We start from the raw sequence: 15,488 nt of genomic DNA on the forward strand, positions 1-15,488 counted from the left end.
ACCCAAGCTTTGCATACTCAGTATGTGCGCTAGGGGACGTACACTACCCATTCAATTTGCAAAGGTCTCGCATCACCATGCCGAGCGGTACAGTTAAGTGGTTTAGCGACCAAAAGGGATTTGGATTTATTTCACCGGACGATGGTACTCCCGAAGTGTTTGCGCACTATTCCGGGATTAACTCAAAAGGCTTTCGTAGCTTGCAGGAAGGCCAGAGAGTGACTTATGACGTGACGCAGGGCCCGAAGGGTGCCCAGGCATCGAATATCACGCCAATATAAAATGCCGCGCTAGCGGCGTGAACCGTCCTGGCGTGTCATTAAAACTCACACTAAGCGGCTTGTGCTAAAAAACACACGGCCAATGATTTTGGCGACGTTCAGTGATGGGCGTCGCATTTTATTTATTAGTTTGCTTGGATATCCTTGTGTTTGGATAACGACAGTTTCGGTGGATATTCCAGAAATCCTCGACATCTATTGATGTGATCATCTTTGAGATGCTCTATGAACCTTGAGTTGGTCGGGTTGATTCAATGTGGACGGACGAAGTCCGGTGGACTGTCTCCTAGCGATGAATACAGGGTTTTCGCTGTCCTTCGTTGAAGAGATGCCGCAGTGTGCATAGGCGTTGAGGGTGATGTTCAACGTGTTGTATTGCATCGTACTGATCATGCGCCGATGCGTCACGTATTAGGAACTCCTCTGTCGGCAGTCGTAACCTTGGCTGCTGCGGTAAATGATCTGTGTTCTATTTCTGTCAGGCAGGTAGAGGCAGTGCAGGGGAGTGATTCCGATTCTGTATGGCCAGACTTGGACATACAGTTACATGAGCTTGCAGGCGGTACATCCAAGCGGGGCACATGGTAGGTGGATACGTTGGGTCTGCTGTTTGGTTATGCAGGACATGTGTTTTGAGAGCAGGAGTGTGTTCGGATACGTTGAATTGTGTAGCAAAGGCAGTACGTTATGTGTCGAACAATGCAATGTATTTTTATGGATCAGGTCAAGGTAATACAGTCTGGATACCACTATGGGTGACATAGTACGAGGGAAGGATCTGCATATTTAAAGTGCGCTCTAAAGGCGACATTGCCTCGGGGCTACGGTATTTCACAGTGGAAGTGCGAGTATCGGATGGCATATCCCAGGGTCCAGTGCTCGATCAACGGGTGTTTGTTTGTTACCGCGAAACGAAGCGAATCCAAAGTCGATGTCCATCTAAGATTTTGTGCAGATATTTTAAAGAGGCTGATATGTTGCTGCGCAGTTGGAGTAAATACGAGGATTGCCGTAGTTCTTCATGATTCTGCACGGTTAACAGTGGAGCTGTTGGAAAGCAGTTGTATGTGAGCTTATGTGTTATGCAGGAGTAGGGTTCGTTCAGCTTACGTAGTTTATTGGGGTCAGCCCTGGTATTAATCCGCATACTAATAATTACAGTGCTTGCTGAACAAATGAATGCTTATTTGTGTTCGCTGTGGACAATTATTCAATGAGAGGTGCTATTAAGAATACATCAAGAACCTTTAAATAGGGTGAAGGTATACTGGTGCATGTGTTGTGAAAATTGAATAATTACGTGTTTTTCATATTGCTCTGTTGCAGCTCGTAAAGATTAGGATGCGATATATAACCTTATTGAATGATTAAGTGGTAAATAGATTAAAAAAATATGAGATTATTCAGACTTTCAGTCTGGTTATGAGTTAACGTATCAAGACGGAAGTTCATTAGATGATGGATAATATTCTGAAATTTACGGATTATTTATTGTGAAAATGAAAATCAGGAAAAGAAAAATTTTGACTGTATTTATCGTGTTATCTATGTGGGAGGCAGATGTTGTATATTCAAATGGAAGCATGCCATCAGTATTAAAAAAATATGACCTGGGGACGTTGACAAGTGATGATTCTCAATATTCATATGTCGATGCTCTCTCAAGGGATGGGAAAGTGGCTGGTGGATTTGTTGTTCCTGATGGTAGTGACTATGTTGCAACTATTTGGTCAGGAAGTAATTTTAAAGATAAAATTATTCTTGATCCCTCTTTTTCAGGTAGCAAGGTGAAAGCGTTGTCTTCTGATGGGGGAATTGCTGGTGGTTATGAAACCATCAGTATTTTTTCTAGTCCATCACATGCCAATGTTCAACGTAGGGCCTCCAATGAAAAATTTCCAGATGTTGATGTCACTTCGAGTATTTTGATTCCAATCGTTTGGTTCGGTGACTCATGGGGAAACAAAAAAAGGCTTGATTTGGGGAGTTTAGAGTCTGGAGTGGTTAATGCATTATCCGCAGATGGAAAAACCGTTGGTGGATACGGTGTCTCTGCTCATCTTGTTCCAATTGTTTGGTCGGGGAATCACTGGGAAGATATAAAACAGCTTGATGTGCCAAAAGAATATTATGATGCCAAGGTGAATGTCTTATCCACAGATGGAAAAGTTGCTGGAGGATATGTTAGTTCCAGAGACATTCCAAGTAGTATGTTAGAAAAAGACAGAGATAATCACATCCTCGCTTTTACGCATGGATTTATCTGGTCGGGTGATAATTTTGGAATAAAAACTGACCTGGGAACATTGAATAATGATGAATCCGAAGGGGCTGAGGTGCGAGCACTCTCCGCTGATGGGGAAGTTGCAGGCGGTTATTTTTCTATGAAAAATGGCAGTGTTGTTTATGGAGTCATCTGGTCTGGTGACCAATGGACAACGAAAACTCAGCTTGGAACATGGAAAAGTGATCATTCAGGAAATTCTGTTGTTTATGCACTTTCCGCCGATGGGAAAATTGCTGCAGGGTTTGCTGAGTCTGATTCTTCCATAGGACGTGCCACTATTTGGTTGGGGGATCACTGGAAAACGAAAATCGACCTGGGAACATTAAAAAGTGATAATTCAGGATATTCTATTATTACCGCACTCTCTGCAGATGGGACAATTGCTGCAGGATATTCTGAAATCGATTCAGGAAAAGACGATGCGGCTGTCTGGAAAATCATTTATCCAACGCAACCCCAACCCCAACCCCAACCCCAACCACAACCCCAACCCCAACCCCAACCCCAACCCCAACCCCAACCCCAACCCCAACCCCAACCCCAACCCCAACCACAACCACAACCACAACCCCAACCACAACCACAACCCCAACCCCAACCACAACCACAACCCCAACCACAACCCCAACCACAACCACAACCACAACCCCAACCACAACCACAACCACAACCCCAACCACAACCACAACCCCAACCACAACCCCAACCACAACCACAACCCCAACCCCAACCCCAACCACAACCACAACCACAACCCCAACCCCAACCACAACCCCAACCACAACCACAACCACAACCTCACCAACCGATAGTGGTCAAAGTGGATGCAGCCAACACCATACGCACCTTATCGCTGTTAGCAGCAGAGACATTCTCGGTCATGGATCTGCAGCGCCAAGAACTCATCCGTCTACAGCAAGGATGTCAGACCGATGAGAGCCGGAACTGTTGGTCTGTGCGTACTGGACTCACCTCTACAGGTAGCAGTCGAGATAAGGTCGTCGGTTTCAGACTCGGTTATGCGCTGACTGAAACACTGTCTACGGGTGTTTCGCTGGACCGTTCACTGTCCCGCTCATTGCCGGATAGCTATCTCAAAAACAACCGTAACCTGGGTGCAGGGTTTTATGCACAATGGCATGCTCCCTTCAGAGGTGGTGAATGGTATGTACGTCCAGCCGTGGCTTTCAATCAGTACAGCGTTGTTGTGCAACGTCCGTTGCTGATAAATACAGAGGCAGGAACTGGCCGCAGTCGTATGAAAGGCCGGGATGCTTCGCTGGAAGCAGGGCAACGATTCAATGCCGATCGTAGTGTTTCATTGGGTTGGCATCTTGGAGTGCGGGACAGCCGTGTTTTGCGTACTGGATACAGCGAGCATAATGCAGTGTTCCCCGTGACCTACAGCGCTGTGAATAACCAACGTACCTCAGCGTATGTTGGTGCAGATGTTACCGTACCGCTAACAGCACGCATGAAATGGATGACAAGTCTTGAAGTTGATCGGATGCTTCATGGACATGATCCGGTATACCGTGGGTATGCTGGTTATATCGGTGGCTTTGTACATCAAGACGGGGGGCAGCGCATGATGGGAACAATGACCAGTGGTGTGGAGTACAGCCTGAATCTAACGATGTCCTTAGGGGCAATGGTGGAGGTTAGCAAGACAGCGCTTGGTGACAGGACCTGGAGCGGTATGTTGAGTGTGGGTGGCCGTTTTTAACAGTGGCATTTAATACTCATTCTTCAAACTCAACACCACTGTGGAGCCACGTTTGTGGCTCTTTTTTTGTGGTTTTCAGATGATCGAGGAAAACAAACTCGACTTCTAAGAGAATGTGGCTGCTGTTCCAATTGATTCAGATCAGGTGACTTGTTTTCAGCTTCCTGTTGATATCCATTGATATTTAGGTCTTGATTCTTTCCACTCGTGTCATGGTCAAGCGTTGCGGTTATGGGCACGCATAATCCGTTGTTTGTCGCGTTGCCATTCACGTTCTTTCTCTGCATGGCGCTTGTCATGGGCCTGTTTACCCTTGGCTAGGGCAATTTCTAGTTTGACCCGATTCTTGTTCCAGTACATCGCGGTCGGGACCAGGGTGAAACCTTCGCGTTCTACACGTCCGATTAATGTGTCGATTTCGCGGCGGTGCAGCAGTAGTTTGCGGGTACGGCGGTCATTGGCGGCAATGTGGGTGGACGCTTGGATAAGCGGAGTAATTTGGGCACCAATCAGAAAGAGTTCGCCGTCGCGGACGTAGGCATAGCCGTCGCCAAGGTTGGCACGGCCGGCACGGATTGCTTTGAGTTCCCAGCCTTGTAGTTCCAGACCGGCTTCATGGCGTTCAATCAGATGGTAGTCATGACGTGCACGTTTGTTCAGAGCGATGGTTTTTGGGCTTGTTGTGCTGTTTGCTTTATTCTTGGGAGGTTTCTTGTTCATCCGACTATTGTCCCCGAATAGAATTTTTCTGAACGATCTGTCTGCTCGCCACGCCTAAATGTTATGCCTATTATTTGCCGTAGCGCTTTGGTCTGCCACAGCGCAAGTTGTATGTTCGATCTTGTCAACGATATTGCTGCTTATCCTTGCCGTTTTAGTTGGTGTCATGCGGCGCAATTATTCGAGCATAACGAACATCGTTTGATGGCGCGGCTGGATGTGGGGGTAGGGGCGTTGCGGACTTGGTTTACGACTGAGAATACCTTGCAGCGGCCGTTTCAGATAGATATGAAGTTACGTGATGGTCCGTTCAAACGTCTGGAAGGGCGTTGGGAGTTCCTGACGTTGACAGAAGAGTCTTGCAAGGTCAGTTTGAGGTTGGAGTTTGAGCCGGTCTCGCGTGTGTTGAGTCCAGCCTTGACACTGGGATTCAATAGCTTGGCTGATTGCATGGTCAAGGACTTCATTCGTATTGCCGATTGTGTGAGGGAGGGGGGATGAGAGTTGAAGTACTGATTGCTTGGCCGGACTGCGTTCGTTGCTGCGAGGTCATGCTGCAAGAGGGGGCACGGGTGGCAGATGCGGTGACGATGGCTGCGTTGGATGGGATCGAGCAGGCGGTGAGTTATGCGGTGTTCGGAGTGCTAGTTAAACCAGACCATGTGTTGTACGACGGTGACAGGGTTGAATTGTTGCGTCCGTTGCTGATTGATCCTAAGGAGGCACGGCGCCGACGCGCTGTGCCGACGTAATACTTCTAAAAGTTTCGATAGAACCTGCTCAGCGGCTACCGTGCTCTTTTCGGGATAGGTTTGGACCGAATTGTTTGCGTGCCGATTCCGCTAGTTTCTCATCTTGGTTCGGGAAGTAGTCTCCTTCCCAGCGCGTGACTAGGTCGTTCTGAAAGTAGATGGTGAAATTCTTAACCTCAGTGTGCAGCGCACGGTTGGTGCGTTGGGTGGACGTATAATCCCAACGGTCCGTGTGAAACACGTCGGAGATCGACGGGGTACCAAGTAGCATGGCGACCTGTTGTTTGTTCATGCCGACTTTTAACTGATTAACAGCTTCCTTTTTGATCAAGTTGCCTTGATAAATTGGCTGTTTGTAGATGATGCCGCAACCAGTGGTAAAGAGGAGAGGAAGGGCAGCGACCAGCAGGAGATTACGCATTGGGATTTTAGCAGTCACAGGTAAATATTCCCGCGATGATACACTCCCATGCGGTTACCGTAACCGATTCACGAGGCAGCGGGCGCTAAACGATCTATCAATTGAGAAGTCAATGGAATCACATGATTTGCGTAAGGTTGGTTTGAAGGTGACGCATCCGCGGATGCGTATCCTCGAACTGCTCGAACAGTCCAGCAGTGAACATCATCTCAGTGCTGAGGACATTTACCGGCAGCTGCTCGAACAGGGCAACGAGATTGGTTTGGCTACAGTTTATCGGGTGTTGACTCAGTTCGAGGCGGCAGGATTAGTGCTTAAGCACAACTTCGAAAGCGGGCAGGCGGTCTATGAGATCGATCGTGGCGGACATCATGATCACATGGTGGATGTTGACACCGGTAAGATCATTGAGTTCGAGAGCAATGAGATTGAGTTGCTGCAGCGCAGGATTGCTGCTGAACACGGTTATGAGTTAGAAGAGCACTCGCTAGTATTGTACGTACGTAGAAAGCGCGGTCGTTAATGGTGAGGTTCCCGCCGTGCTCCTGTAACAACATGGTTTGAGAGTGATCTTAGTCTTGTGTGTTTTGAAGAGCAGTTCTACATGGAGAAGGCGTTTCTGACCTGTTAGGGATCGTCCCGCTCCCAGCGGCGCTGGTTATATCTCCTGTAACAGTTTGCGTGCTGCTGCATGTGCTTCTTTACTAATGTTCACGCCGCCCAGCATGCGTGCTAGTTCTTCTTGACGAGCGTGCGGGTCGAGCAGATCAATGGCGCTCTGGGTCATGCCATCCACAGGCGTTTTGCTGACTCGGTAGTGAGTATGTCCCTTGGCGGCGACTTGTGGTAGGTGAGTGACGCATAGTACTTGGTGTTGCTCGCCTAAGGCGCGTAGTTTTTGGCCGATGATGTCAGCGATTGCGCCGCCAATGCCTGTGTCGACTTCGTCAAATACCATTGTTGGCGCTGTATCCAGGTCCAGTGTTGCGAGTGCGGCGACCATGATGGCTAGCGACACGCGTGACAGTTCACCTCCAGAGGCAACCTTGCGTAGTGGTCGTAGCGGCTGACCTGGGTTAGTGGTGATAAGAAACTCGGTGTGTTCGGCACCATTAGGATGCGGCCGGCTGTTTTCTTGTGGTTGCAGTTGGATCAGAAGTTGTCCTCCATCCATGCCTAATTCACCAATCAGGCTTGTCGCAGCTGCTGAAAGTGCTGCGGCAGCGCGCGTGCGGCTAATGCTGAGCATCTCCGCTGCTTGCCGCCAATCTTCGATGGCGTTGGTGATGTGCCGGTCCAGTTGCTGTAAGCGTATATCCATGCTGCGCATTGATTCGACTTCAACGGCCATACGGTCGCGCTGTGCAGCCAGGTCATGAGGTGTGCAGCGATGTTTGCGTGCCAGGTGATGCAGGCGTCCGATTCGAAGTTCGATTGCTTCAAATTGTTCTGGATCGACGTTCAGGTCGTTATGCACCCGGTCCAGTAGCACCAGCGCCTCGTCCACTTGGATCATTGCGCTGTCTAGTAAGGTTTCGACTTCGCCTAATCGTGCGTCATGTTCGATGACACGGCTTAGGTTGTGACGAGCTGATTGCAGCAGATTCAACGCTGAGGTGGTGTCGTCGCCATTCAAGGTCTGGGTAGTATTCTTACAGGCTTCAATGAGTGCAGCGGTATGAGCTTGACGTCGGTGACTGGTGTCTAATGCGTTGATGGTGGCCGGATCCAGGTTTTCGCGTTGCAATTCGGCCAGTTGGTGCTGGATGAAATTGATCCTGTCGGAGATGTCACCTTGTGTCTGTACTGCATCGCGTTCGTTCAGGAGTGCCTGCCAATGTGCTGTGGCTTGTTGCACTGCGCCACGCTCGGTTTCGTTTTGTGCGTAGGTGTCCAGAAGCCCGAGCTGGCTCTGCCGTGAGAGCAGCGTCTGGTGTTCATGTTGGCCGTGGATCTCGACCAGATAGGCGGCGAGATCGGTCAGTTGTGATAGTAGGACTGGACGTGTGTTGATCCATGCACGCGAGCCACCGTCGGCACGGATGATTCGGCGTAGCTGGCACTGCTCGGTGTCATCGAGATCTGCCTTGCGCAGCCAAACGTGGGCAGGGTGATGTATGGTGATGTCGAATTCAGCCGACAATTCGGCACGCTCGGCGCCGTGGCGGACGATACTGCTATCGGCGCGTAGTCCCGAGAGGAAACCAAGAGCATCAATGATCAGTGATTTGCCGGCACCGGTCTCGCCGGACACCACAGTCATCCCTGGACCAAATTCTAATTCGATGTTGCGTACAACGGCGAAGTCCTTAATCGAGAGATGTCTGAGCATGGCGTTAGAGCGGTGTTGATCGAAAAAGCTTTAGGGCGAGAGGCGAGGACAGAAAATGGATGGCCTTGCCAACGGTCCGCTGAGAGACTATTTGTTTCCTTTGTCTTACCAATATCACATGCACGTCTCCTCTTCTCCTACGCTTGAGCCCCGAGCCCGGCAATTGTTGCGGACGTTGATCTCGTGCTACATCCAGAATGGTGAGCCGATTGGTTCGAAGACCTTGGCGCAGCATGCTGGACTGGACATTAGTCCGGCGACGATCCGTAGCATCCTGGCGGACTTGGAGGAGCTTGGTCTACTCAATTCGCCACATACTTCGGCGGGGCGGGTACCGACGGCGCATGGGTACCGAATGTTTGTGGACAGCTTGGTGCAGATGCGGCCTCCCAGCGAGGATGATATTCGTCGGTTACGTGTTGAGATGGTCGGTGGGGGGACTCAGGCGCTGTTGGGCAGTGCATCGGAAATTTTATCGGCGATGACTCATTTTGTGGGCGTGGTCAGTGCTCCACGGCGTGAACAGTTCGCATTTCGCCATATTGATTTTGTGCCCTTGGATGCGCATCAGATCATGGCGATTCTGATTTTTGCTGACAATGAGGTACAGAACCGGGTCATTGAGCCGCGTCGTGCGTACGAGCCTGGAGAACTAGAACGGGTGAGCAATTACCTGAATGCGCACTTCATCGGGCGCACGTTGGCCGATATCCGTACCACTGTGTTGTGCGAGCTACGCAAGGCCAAGGACGAGATGGAACAGTTGTTGGCGCATAGCCTCGATCTTGCTTCGGAGATGTTGGTGCCAAAGGATGGTGAGGATATTGTGGTGGCTGGACAGACTCGGCTGATGGCTGTTCAGGATCTTTCGGACATCGATCGCTTGCGTGAGTTATTCGAGGCATTTGCGAGCAAGAGGGAGATCTTGCAGTTACTGGAGCGCACGATTGATGCGCCAGGGGTGCGTATCTTTATCGGTGAGGAGACCGGAATGGTTTCCATGGAGGATATTTCGCTGGTGACTGCGCCATATATAGCGCACGGTCAGGTCTTGGGGGTGTTGGGAGTGATTGGTCCCAAGCGGATGGCGTATGACCGGGTGATCCCCTTGGTAGAGGTTGCGGCCCAGGTGCTGGGCACGGCACTGGAGCCACCGATGGTGCGTTAGGTGAGGTTAATATGCATTGTCGCTATCACTGAATGAATGATGGACTGCTCTTGAAAGCCGGCGCCTTGCCCACATACGGGTGGAGTTGAGGCGGGTGTTCCGCTGGCCCAGGATTTGTATATGAACCAAGACCACCCCGAATTTGATTCTGAAGAACTGACGCAGGATTCACCTGAAACTGATCCGCTCAAGATTGAGGTTGAGACATTGCGCAGTGAGATTGCGTTGATCAAGGCGGATGTGTTGCGCGAGCGTGCTGAGCTGGAGAATCAGCGGAAGCGTGTCATTCGGGATGTGGAACAGGCGCGCAAATTTGCCAACGAAAAACTCCTTGGTGAGTTGTTGCCGGTGTTTGATAGTCTGGATGCGGGACTGACTGCTTCCGGTACTGAGCCAAGCCCGTTGCGTGATGGCCTGGAGCTGACTTACAAGCAGTTGCTGAAGGTCGCTACTGACAACGGCTTGACATTGTTGGATCCGGTCGGTCAGCTATTTAATCCCGAACACCACCAAGCGATCAGCCAGGCGGAGGGTGCCGACGTTGAACCAGGCCATGTGATCCAGGTGTTTCAGAAGGGGTATCTTCTCAACGAACGTCTGCTGCGCCCGGCTCTGGTGGTTGTTGCCAAGCAAGATTGAGTTCTGTTGAGCCCCGCCGATCGAATACAACTTTGGTGACAGCCGCTTGAGCAGGCGTCGGTCATCCCCACATTTGAACCAGACCCCGGCACGGCTGGGGATTTGATGCAAAACTTTTAGGAGCTACCCTTATGGGCAAGATCATTGGTATCGACCTCGGCACCACAAATTCGTGCGTGGCGATTATGGATGGCGGCAAGGCGCGTGTCATCGAGAACTCGGAGGGTGATCGCACTACTCCTTCGATTGTTGCTTACACCAAGGATGGCGAGGTGCTTGTCGGTGCTGCGGCCAAGCGCCAAGCGGTCACGAATCCGAAAAACACTTTCTATGCGGTGAAGCGTTTGATTGGGCGGAAGTTCGGCGACGCGGAGGTGCAGAAGGACCTTGATTTGGTTCCGTATGCGATTACCCAGCACGACAATGGTGATGCTTGGGTTGCCACTGCTGCTGGTAAGAAGCTGGCACCGCAGGAAATTTCTGCCAATGTGCTGGAGAAAATGAGGAAGACCGCCGAGGATTTCCTGGGCGAGAAAGTGACCGATGCAGTGATTACTGTGCCGGCGTACTTTAATGATAGCCAGCGTCAGGCAACGAAGGATGCTGGCCGGATTGCTGGTTTAGATGTCAAGCGTATTATCAATGAGCCGACCGCTGCGGCATTGGCTTACGGCCTGGACAAGAAAGGCGGGGACCGCAAGATCGCTGTGTATGATCTTGGTGGTGGCACCTTTGATGTGTCGATCATCGAGATCGCCGAAGTGGATGGCGAGAAGCAGTTCGAGGTATTGGCTACCAATGGCGATACCTTTCTGGGGGGGGAGGATTTCGACAAGCGTGTCATCGATTATCTGGTTGATGAATTCAATAAGGACCAGGGTATCGATTTGCGCAAGGACCCGCTGGCGTTGCAACGTTTAAAGGATGCTGCCGAGCGTGCCAAGATCGAATTGTCTTCCTCACAGCAAACGGAGGTTAACCTGCCATACATTACGGCTGATGCCTCTGGTCCGAAGCACCTGAACATCAAGCTGACGCGTGCCAAGCTTGAAGCATTGGTAGACGACTTGGTCCGTAAGTCAATCGAGCCATGTCGCATTGCGTTGAACGATGCTGGGTTGCGTACCAGCGATGTTCAGGAGGTCATCTTGGTCGGTGGCCAGACCCGTATGCCAAAGGTACAGCAAGCAGTCGCTGCGTTTTTCGGTAAGGAGCCGCGTAAGGATGTTAATCCGGACGAGGCTGTGGCACTGGGCGCTGCGATTCAGGGGGGAGTGCTCGCTGGTGATGTCAAGGATGTGTTGTTGCTCGATGTGACTCCGTTATCCCTTGGTATTGAAACGATGGGTGGGGTGTTTACCAAGATTATCGAGAAGAACACAACCATTCCGACCAAAGCATCCCAGGTGTTTTCTACTGCAGAGGATGGTCAGTCTGCGGTGACTGTCCATGTGTTACAAGGTGAGCGAGAGCAGGCGCGTTTCAACAAATCGCTGGCCAAATTCGATTTGGCGGGCATTGAACCTGCGCCGCGTGGCCAGCCGCAGATCGAGGTGTCTTTTGACATTGATGCCAACGGTATTTTGCATGTATTTGCCAAGGACAAGAAGACCAATAAGGAGCAGAAGGTCGAGGTTAAAGCCGGCTCTGGGCTGTCGGATAATGAGATTCAACAGATGGTTGCTGATGCCGAGGCGCATCGCGAGGAAGACAAAAAGTTCCAAGAATTGGTGCAGGCAAGGAACCATGCTGACGGTTTGATTCATTCAACCCGTTCAGCTATTAAGGAGCATGGTAGTAAGGCGGGTGGTGAGGTGATTGGGCGTGTCGAAACCGCCCTTTCAGAACTTGAAGCTGCGATGAAAGGTGATGATAAGAGCCAGATTGAGGCTAAATCTAAAATCCTTACCGAGATTGCGCAGTCGCTGTACATGGCAGCAACAGCAGAACAGGCAGGAAGCACGGGGGCTGGTGCTACATCTTCAGCTAAAGTTGATGATGTGGTTGATGCTGAGTTCACAGAAGTCAAGGGCGAGAAAAAATAATCCCTTTATGCTGAGGTGGAAGGACACTGCGAATGGGTGAGGCTAAGCTTTGCCCTTCGCTGTTTTCCCTGGTTTTGCTGCTATCTGCATGTTTCGATTGAGTGCCGTTTCTTTAACTACTGATGTCTGCTATCCATGAGTAAGCGTGATTACTATCAAGTGCTGGGCGTGTCCCGTACTGCTAGCGAAGATGATCTGAAAAAAGCTTATCGCCGCTGTGCGATGAAGTACCACCCGGATCGTAATCCTGGCGATGTGGCTGCAGAGGCGGCGTTCAAAGAATGCAAGGAAGCCTACGAAGTTCTTGCCGACGCAAAAAAACGAAGGTTATACGATACCCATGGTCATGCCGCGTTCGAACACGGCATGGGGGGCGGCGATGCGCCCGACATGAACGATATCTTCGGTGATATCTTCGGTAACATCTTTGGCGGCGCGCGCGCGCGCGCGTCACGCCGCGGTGCCGACATCGCTTACGTGGTTGAGTTGGATCTGGAGGAAGCTGTTGCTGGTGTTGAACGACAGATTCAGATACCAACTTTGGTTGAATGTACTCACTGCCATGGTAGTGGATCAGAAGACGGTCAAGTCGAGACTTGCAATACTTGTCGCGGTAGCGGTCAAGTGAGGATTCAACGCGGCATCTTTGCTATGCAGCAAGTATGTCCGCATTGTGGCGGACGAGGCGTCATTATTCGAAATCCGTGCAAGGTTTGCAGTGGCGCTGGGCGTATTGAGGACCATAAAACTCTCTCAGTTAAAATTCCGTCTGGTGTGGACAATGGTGATCGTATTCGTTTGAGTGGTGAGGGTGAGCTTGGTCCGGCGGGGGCGCCCCCGGGTGATCTATACGTGGAAGTGCGCGTGCGCGAGCATCCGATCTTCCAGCGCGATGGCGATGATTTACACTGTGAAGTGCCGGTTCGCATTTCGCAGGCTGCGCTCGGTGACATTGTCCGTGTGGCTACGCTTGACGGGGAGGCCGAGATTCGTATTCCTGCTGAGACCCAGACTGGCAAGCTGTTCCGCCTGCGTGGCAAGGGTGTACGTTCGGTGCGTAGTCGCACCGAAGGCGATTTGTACTGTCGTATTATGGTTGAGACTCCTGTTAACTTAACTGCTGAGCAGCGTAAGCTGCTAGAGCAATTTGAGACGACTTTCGCTGGTGAGGATGCGCGTAAGCATTCGCCGAAGTCGGCCACCTTTCTTGATGGTGTAAAAAGCTTCTGGGACCGGATGACGTCCTGAGTGAATTGCTGCTCGCGTTACATTTGAACCATCATTGCTTTCGTCCAGTTGGTAAGAGGCATGCCGCGTTCACTGAGGTTTGCTGCGTATATCAGGCATTGAACTATGGCAATGAATCGGTTTTACGTCATATGTGTGGTGTATTGCTGCTGGCAATGCCAAGACAGTTTCTAGCCCGTCGACACGACTTTATTTTGGTCCCGTCACAGTTGTCTACCGTCATACCGGTTGCGGTGCACGAATATATTTCCCTTGGCTCCTGCCGCTTGGTTACACGATGTCCTTTTTTAATAGGGCTGCTGGTGTGAGTGTGGCTCCAGTGGTTGGTATTGTCGGTAGTGCTGGTGCCTATGGACACTGGCTGGGCCGATTTCTGCGTGAGCGCATGGGCTTGAAGGTGATTGGCTATGATCCGGCCGATCCAGCCTCGCTATCGCCAATCGAGCTACTGTGTTGTGCTGAGGTGTTGGTGTTCTCTGTGCCTATCAGGCATACCGCTGCGTTGATCAGTGAATACGTGGCGATGGCTGGCGGTGCTGAAGCTGGACAGCTTTGGATCGATGTGACATCGATCAAACAAGCTCCTGTGTCGGCTATGCTGGCTTCGCAGGCCGAGGTGGTTGGGTTGCATCCGATGACTGCACCACCTAAGGCACCCACGCTCAAGGGTCGTGTGTTGGTGGTCTGTGAGGCGCGACTACACCGTTGGCGTCCGTGGTTGGTGCAACTGTGTGAGGCGTTGGAGGCTGAATGTGTGGCTGCGACGCCTGAGTACCATGACCGGGTGATGGCGTTGGTGCAGGCAATGGTACATGCCTGCCACCTGGCACAGGCGGGTGTGTTACGCGATTACCTGCCTCTATTGGGCGAGCTTCAGTCGATCATGCCATTCCGCTCGACGTCATTTGAGTTGGATACGGCGATGATTGCGCGGATTTTGTCTCTGAATCCGTCGATTTACGAGGATATCCAGTTTGGAAATTCGTATGTACCTGAGATGCTGGACCGCCTGCTTGGTCAGTTGCTGGAACTACGCGAATTGGTGCATTGTGGTGGTGATGCAGCACGTGCGCGATTCCGTGCCCGCTTCTTGGAAGCTAACCACCAAGCTTTTGCGGAAGCTTCGCTGGTGGCCGGTAACTATAACTACGAGCGGATCGGCTATTTGTTGGCTGATTTGACTGAGCCGTTGGTTCTCAGTGTGTACCTTCCCGAGGACCGCCCTGGTTCATTGCGAGGATTGCTGCAAGTGTTCGAGCAGCATGGGATTAATCTGTCCTCGATTCATTCATCGCGTACGCCAGTCGGTGAACTGCATTTTCGGATTAGCTTTGACCCGGGTAGCGATCGCGTTGCGCTGATACGTGCTGCCGACGAGATCGATATGCACAGGATTGGTCGAGTGTTGACTCGGCCACAGCAGTGATAACCATCTTTGGATGATGATAACCACAATGAAGAGGGAGTCTTCATTCAGTGTCTATGATTCATCTGAAGATGTCATGGGGTGCTGTCAATCAGGTGCCGGACTCTGGATAAGTGATGTGGAGAGTGTGATTGTCGTGCTTTGATTCCAGCGGTCTTTTGCTATGGTGTATGGAGATGCTCGTAAACGACATGTCATTCATTCCCTAGAACATAAGTTATAGAACTTTCAAGTGGCATGTAGTGTGCAGTAGGAGCAGGAGAATAAAGCTGCAATGTCAGTCGAATTGCCGTGATCTGCACTTTAGACGACAATCGCGATGCGCCCCTGGCATGAGCGTCCATGAGTCCAATAGAGAGTACCAGTGTCTAAGTGAGTCTAAAAAAGCATTGACTTATTTCATCTGGGAGCTGATGTGATTCAGTGCATGCTCGATCTGTGGC

The 15,488-nt window shown here is 51.0% G+C and carries 13 protein-coding genes; 10 read left to right on the forward strand and 3 right to left on the reverse strand.

The window, feature by feature from the left end; all coding sequences use genetic code 11:
* The first annotated feature begins 77 nt into the window (after positions 1-77).
* Both PLS229_RS04760 and PLS229_RS12230 read left to right on the forward strand, forming a co-directional pair.
* Positions 78-281, forward strand: coding sequence for a cold-shock protein (locus PLS229_RS04760; RefSeq protein ID WP_038270170.1), 204 nt, complete (start codon positions 78-80; stop codon positions 279-281).
* Positions 282-1,774: 1,493 nt separating this feature from the next.
* On the forward strand, positions 1,775-4,294 hold the full coding sequence (locus PLS229_RS12230; RefSeq protein WP_230428199.1) for an autotransporter domain-containing protein: 2,520 nt from the start codon (positions 1,775-1,777) through the stop codon (positions 4,292-4,294).
* 216 nt (positions 4,295-4,510) lie between these two features.
* Here PLS229_RS12230 and smpB read toward each other — a convergent pair whose 3' ends face one another.
* A complete protein-coding gene (gene smpB / locus PLS229_RS04770) occupies positions 4,511-5,014 on the reverse strand; it encodes an SsrA-binding protein SmpB (RefSeq protein ID WP_038270168.1) in 504 nt (167 codons plus the stop codon).
* A gap of 63 nt (positions 5,015-5,077) precedes the next feature.
* On the opposite strand from smpB, the gene PLS229_RS04775 reads away from it, so the two are divergent.
* Positions 5,078-5,515, forward strand: coding sequence for a type II toxin-antitoxin system RatA family toxin (locus tag PLS229_RS04775; protein ID WP_038270167.1), 438 nt, complete (start codon positions 5,078-5,080; stop codon positions 5,513-5,515).
* Positions 5,512-5,766 carry an RnfH family protein gene (locus tag PLS229_RS04780; protein ID WP_038270165.1) on the forward strand — a complete coding sequence of 85 codons (255 nt, stop codon included), beginning with the start codon at positions 5,512-5,514 and terminating at the stop codon, positions 5,764-5,766. Before PLS229_RS04775 ends, PLS229_RS04780 begins: the two co-directional genes overlap by 4 nt.
* A gap of 28 nt (positions 5,767-5,794) precedes the next feature.
* Here the strand turns inward: PLS229_RS04780 and PLS229_RS04785 are convergent, their stop codons facing one another.
* Positions 5,795-6,187 (reverse strand): outer membrane protein assembly factor BamE, encoded by a 393-nt coding sequence (locus PLS229_RS04785; RefSeq protein WP_038270157.1) that lies wholly within the window; start codon positions 6,185-6,187, stop codon positions 5,795-5,797.
* Between the two features lie 112 nt (positions 6,188-6,299).
* On the opposite strand from PLS229_RS04785, the gene fur reads away from it, so the two are divergent.
* Positions 6,300-6,710, forward strand: coding sequence for a ferric iron uptake transcriptional regulator (fur, locus tag PLS229_RS04790; RefSeq protein WP_038270156.1), 411 nt, complete (start codon positions 6,300-6,302; stop codon positions 6,708-6,710).
* A gap of 135 nt (positions 6,711-6,845) precedes the next feature.
* Here fur and recN read toward each other — a convergent pair whose 3' ends face one another.
* The gene (gene recN, locus PLS229_RS04795; protein ID WP_038270155.1) at positions 6,846-8,519 is read right to left on the reverse strand and encodes a DNA repair protein RecN; all 1,674 of its coding nucleotides are present in this window, start codon (positions 8,517-8,519) and stop codon (positions 6,846-6,848) included.
* A 118-nt stretch (positions 8,520-8,637) separates the two neighbouring features.
* On the opposite strand from recN, the gene hrcA reads away from it, so the two are divergent.
* The 5 genes from hrcA (at position 8,638) to PLS229_RS04820 (ending at position 15,045) form a co-directional block, all read left to right on the forward strand.
* Positions 8,638-9,687, forward strand: a complete 1,050-nt coding sequence (hrcA, locus tag PLS229_RS04800) for a heat-inducible transcriptional repressor HrcA (protein WP_038270316.1) — start codon at positions 8,638-8,640, stop codon at positions 9,685-9,687.
* A gap of 120 nt (positions 9,688-9,807) precedes the next feature.
* Complete coding sequence (gene grpE, locus PLS229_RS04805) at positions 9,808-10,326, forward strand: nucleotide exchange factor GrpE (protein ID WP_038270153.1); 519 nt, start codon at positions 9,808-9,810, stop codon at positions 10,324-10,326.
* 131 nt (positions 10,327-10,457) lie between these two features.
* Positions 10,458-12,371 (forward strand): molecular chaperone DnaK, encoded by a 1,914-nt coding sequence (gene dnaK, locus PLS229_RS04810; protein ID WP_038270151.1) that lies wholly within the window; start codon positions 10,458-10,460, stop codon positions 12,369-12,371.
* Positions 12,372-12,506: 135 nt separating this feature from the next.
* Positions 12,507-13,619, forward strand: a complete 1,113-nt coding sequence (dnaJ, locus tag PLS229_RS04815; protein ID WP_114867099.1) for a molecular chaperone DnaJ — start codon at positions 12,507-12,509, stop codon at positions 13,617-13,619.
* A gap of 304 nt (positions 13,620-13,923) precedes the next feature.
* Complete coding sequence (locus PLS229_RS04820) at positions 13,924-15,045, forward strand: prephenate dehydrogenase (RefSeq protein ID WP_038270314.1); 1,122 nt, start codon at positions 13,924-13,926, stop codon at positions 15,043-15,045.
* Positions 15,046-15,488: the final 443 nt, after the last annotated feature.

This window comes from Xylella taiwanensis (assembly GCF_013177435.1).
Classification (GTDB): Bacteria; Pseudomonadota; Gammaproteobacteria; order Xanthomonadales; family Xanthomonadaceae; genus Xylella; species Xylella taiwanensis.

Excerpts from the sequence above, each read along its gene's own strand:
- dnaK (WP_038270151.1), top strand. The coding sequence starts at position 10,458 with ATGGGCAAGATCATTGGTATCGACCTCGGCACCACAAATTCGTGCGTG.
- PLS229_RS04760 (WP_038270170.1), top strand. The coding sequence starts at position 78 with ATGCCGAGCGGTACAGTTAAGTGGTTTAGCGACCAAAAGGGATTTGGA.
- grpE (WP_038270153.1), top strand. The coding sequence starts at position 9,808 with ATGAACCAAGACCACCCCGAATTTGATTCTGAAGAACTGACGCAGGAT.
- smpB (WP_038270168.1), bottom strand. The coding sequence starts at position 5,014 with ATGAACAAGAAACCTCCCAAGAATAAAGCAAACAGCACAACAAGCCCA.
- hrcA (WP_038270316.1), top strand. The coding sequence starts at position 8,638 with ATGCACGTCTCCTCTTCTCCTACGCTTGAGCCCCGAGCCCGGCAATTG.
- fur (WP_038270156.1), top strand. The coding sequence starts at position 6,300 with ATGGAATCACATGATTTGCGTAAGGTTGGTTTGAAGGTGACGCATCCG.
- dnaJ (WP_114867099.1), top strand. The coding sequence starts at position 12,507 with ATGAGTAAGCGTGATTACTATCAAGTGCTGGGCGTGTCCCGTACTGCT.
- PLS229_RS04780 (WP_038270165.1), top strand. The coding sequence starts at position 5,512 with ATGAGAGTTGAAGTACTGATTGCTTGGCCGGACTGCGTTCGTTGCTGC.
- PLS229_RS04785 (WP_038270157.1), bottom strand. The coding sequence starts at position 6,187 with ATGCGTAATCTCCTGCTGGTCGCTGCCCTTCCTCTCCTCTTTACCACT.
- PLS229_RS04775 (WP_038270167.1), top strand. The coding sequence starts at position 5,078 with ATGCCTATTATTTGCCGTAGCGCTTTGGTCTGCCACAGCGCAAGTTGT.
- recN (WP_038270155.1), bottom strand. The coding sequence starts at position 8,519 with ATGCTCAGACATCTCTCGATTAAGGACTTCGCCGTTGTACGCAACATC.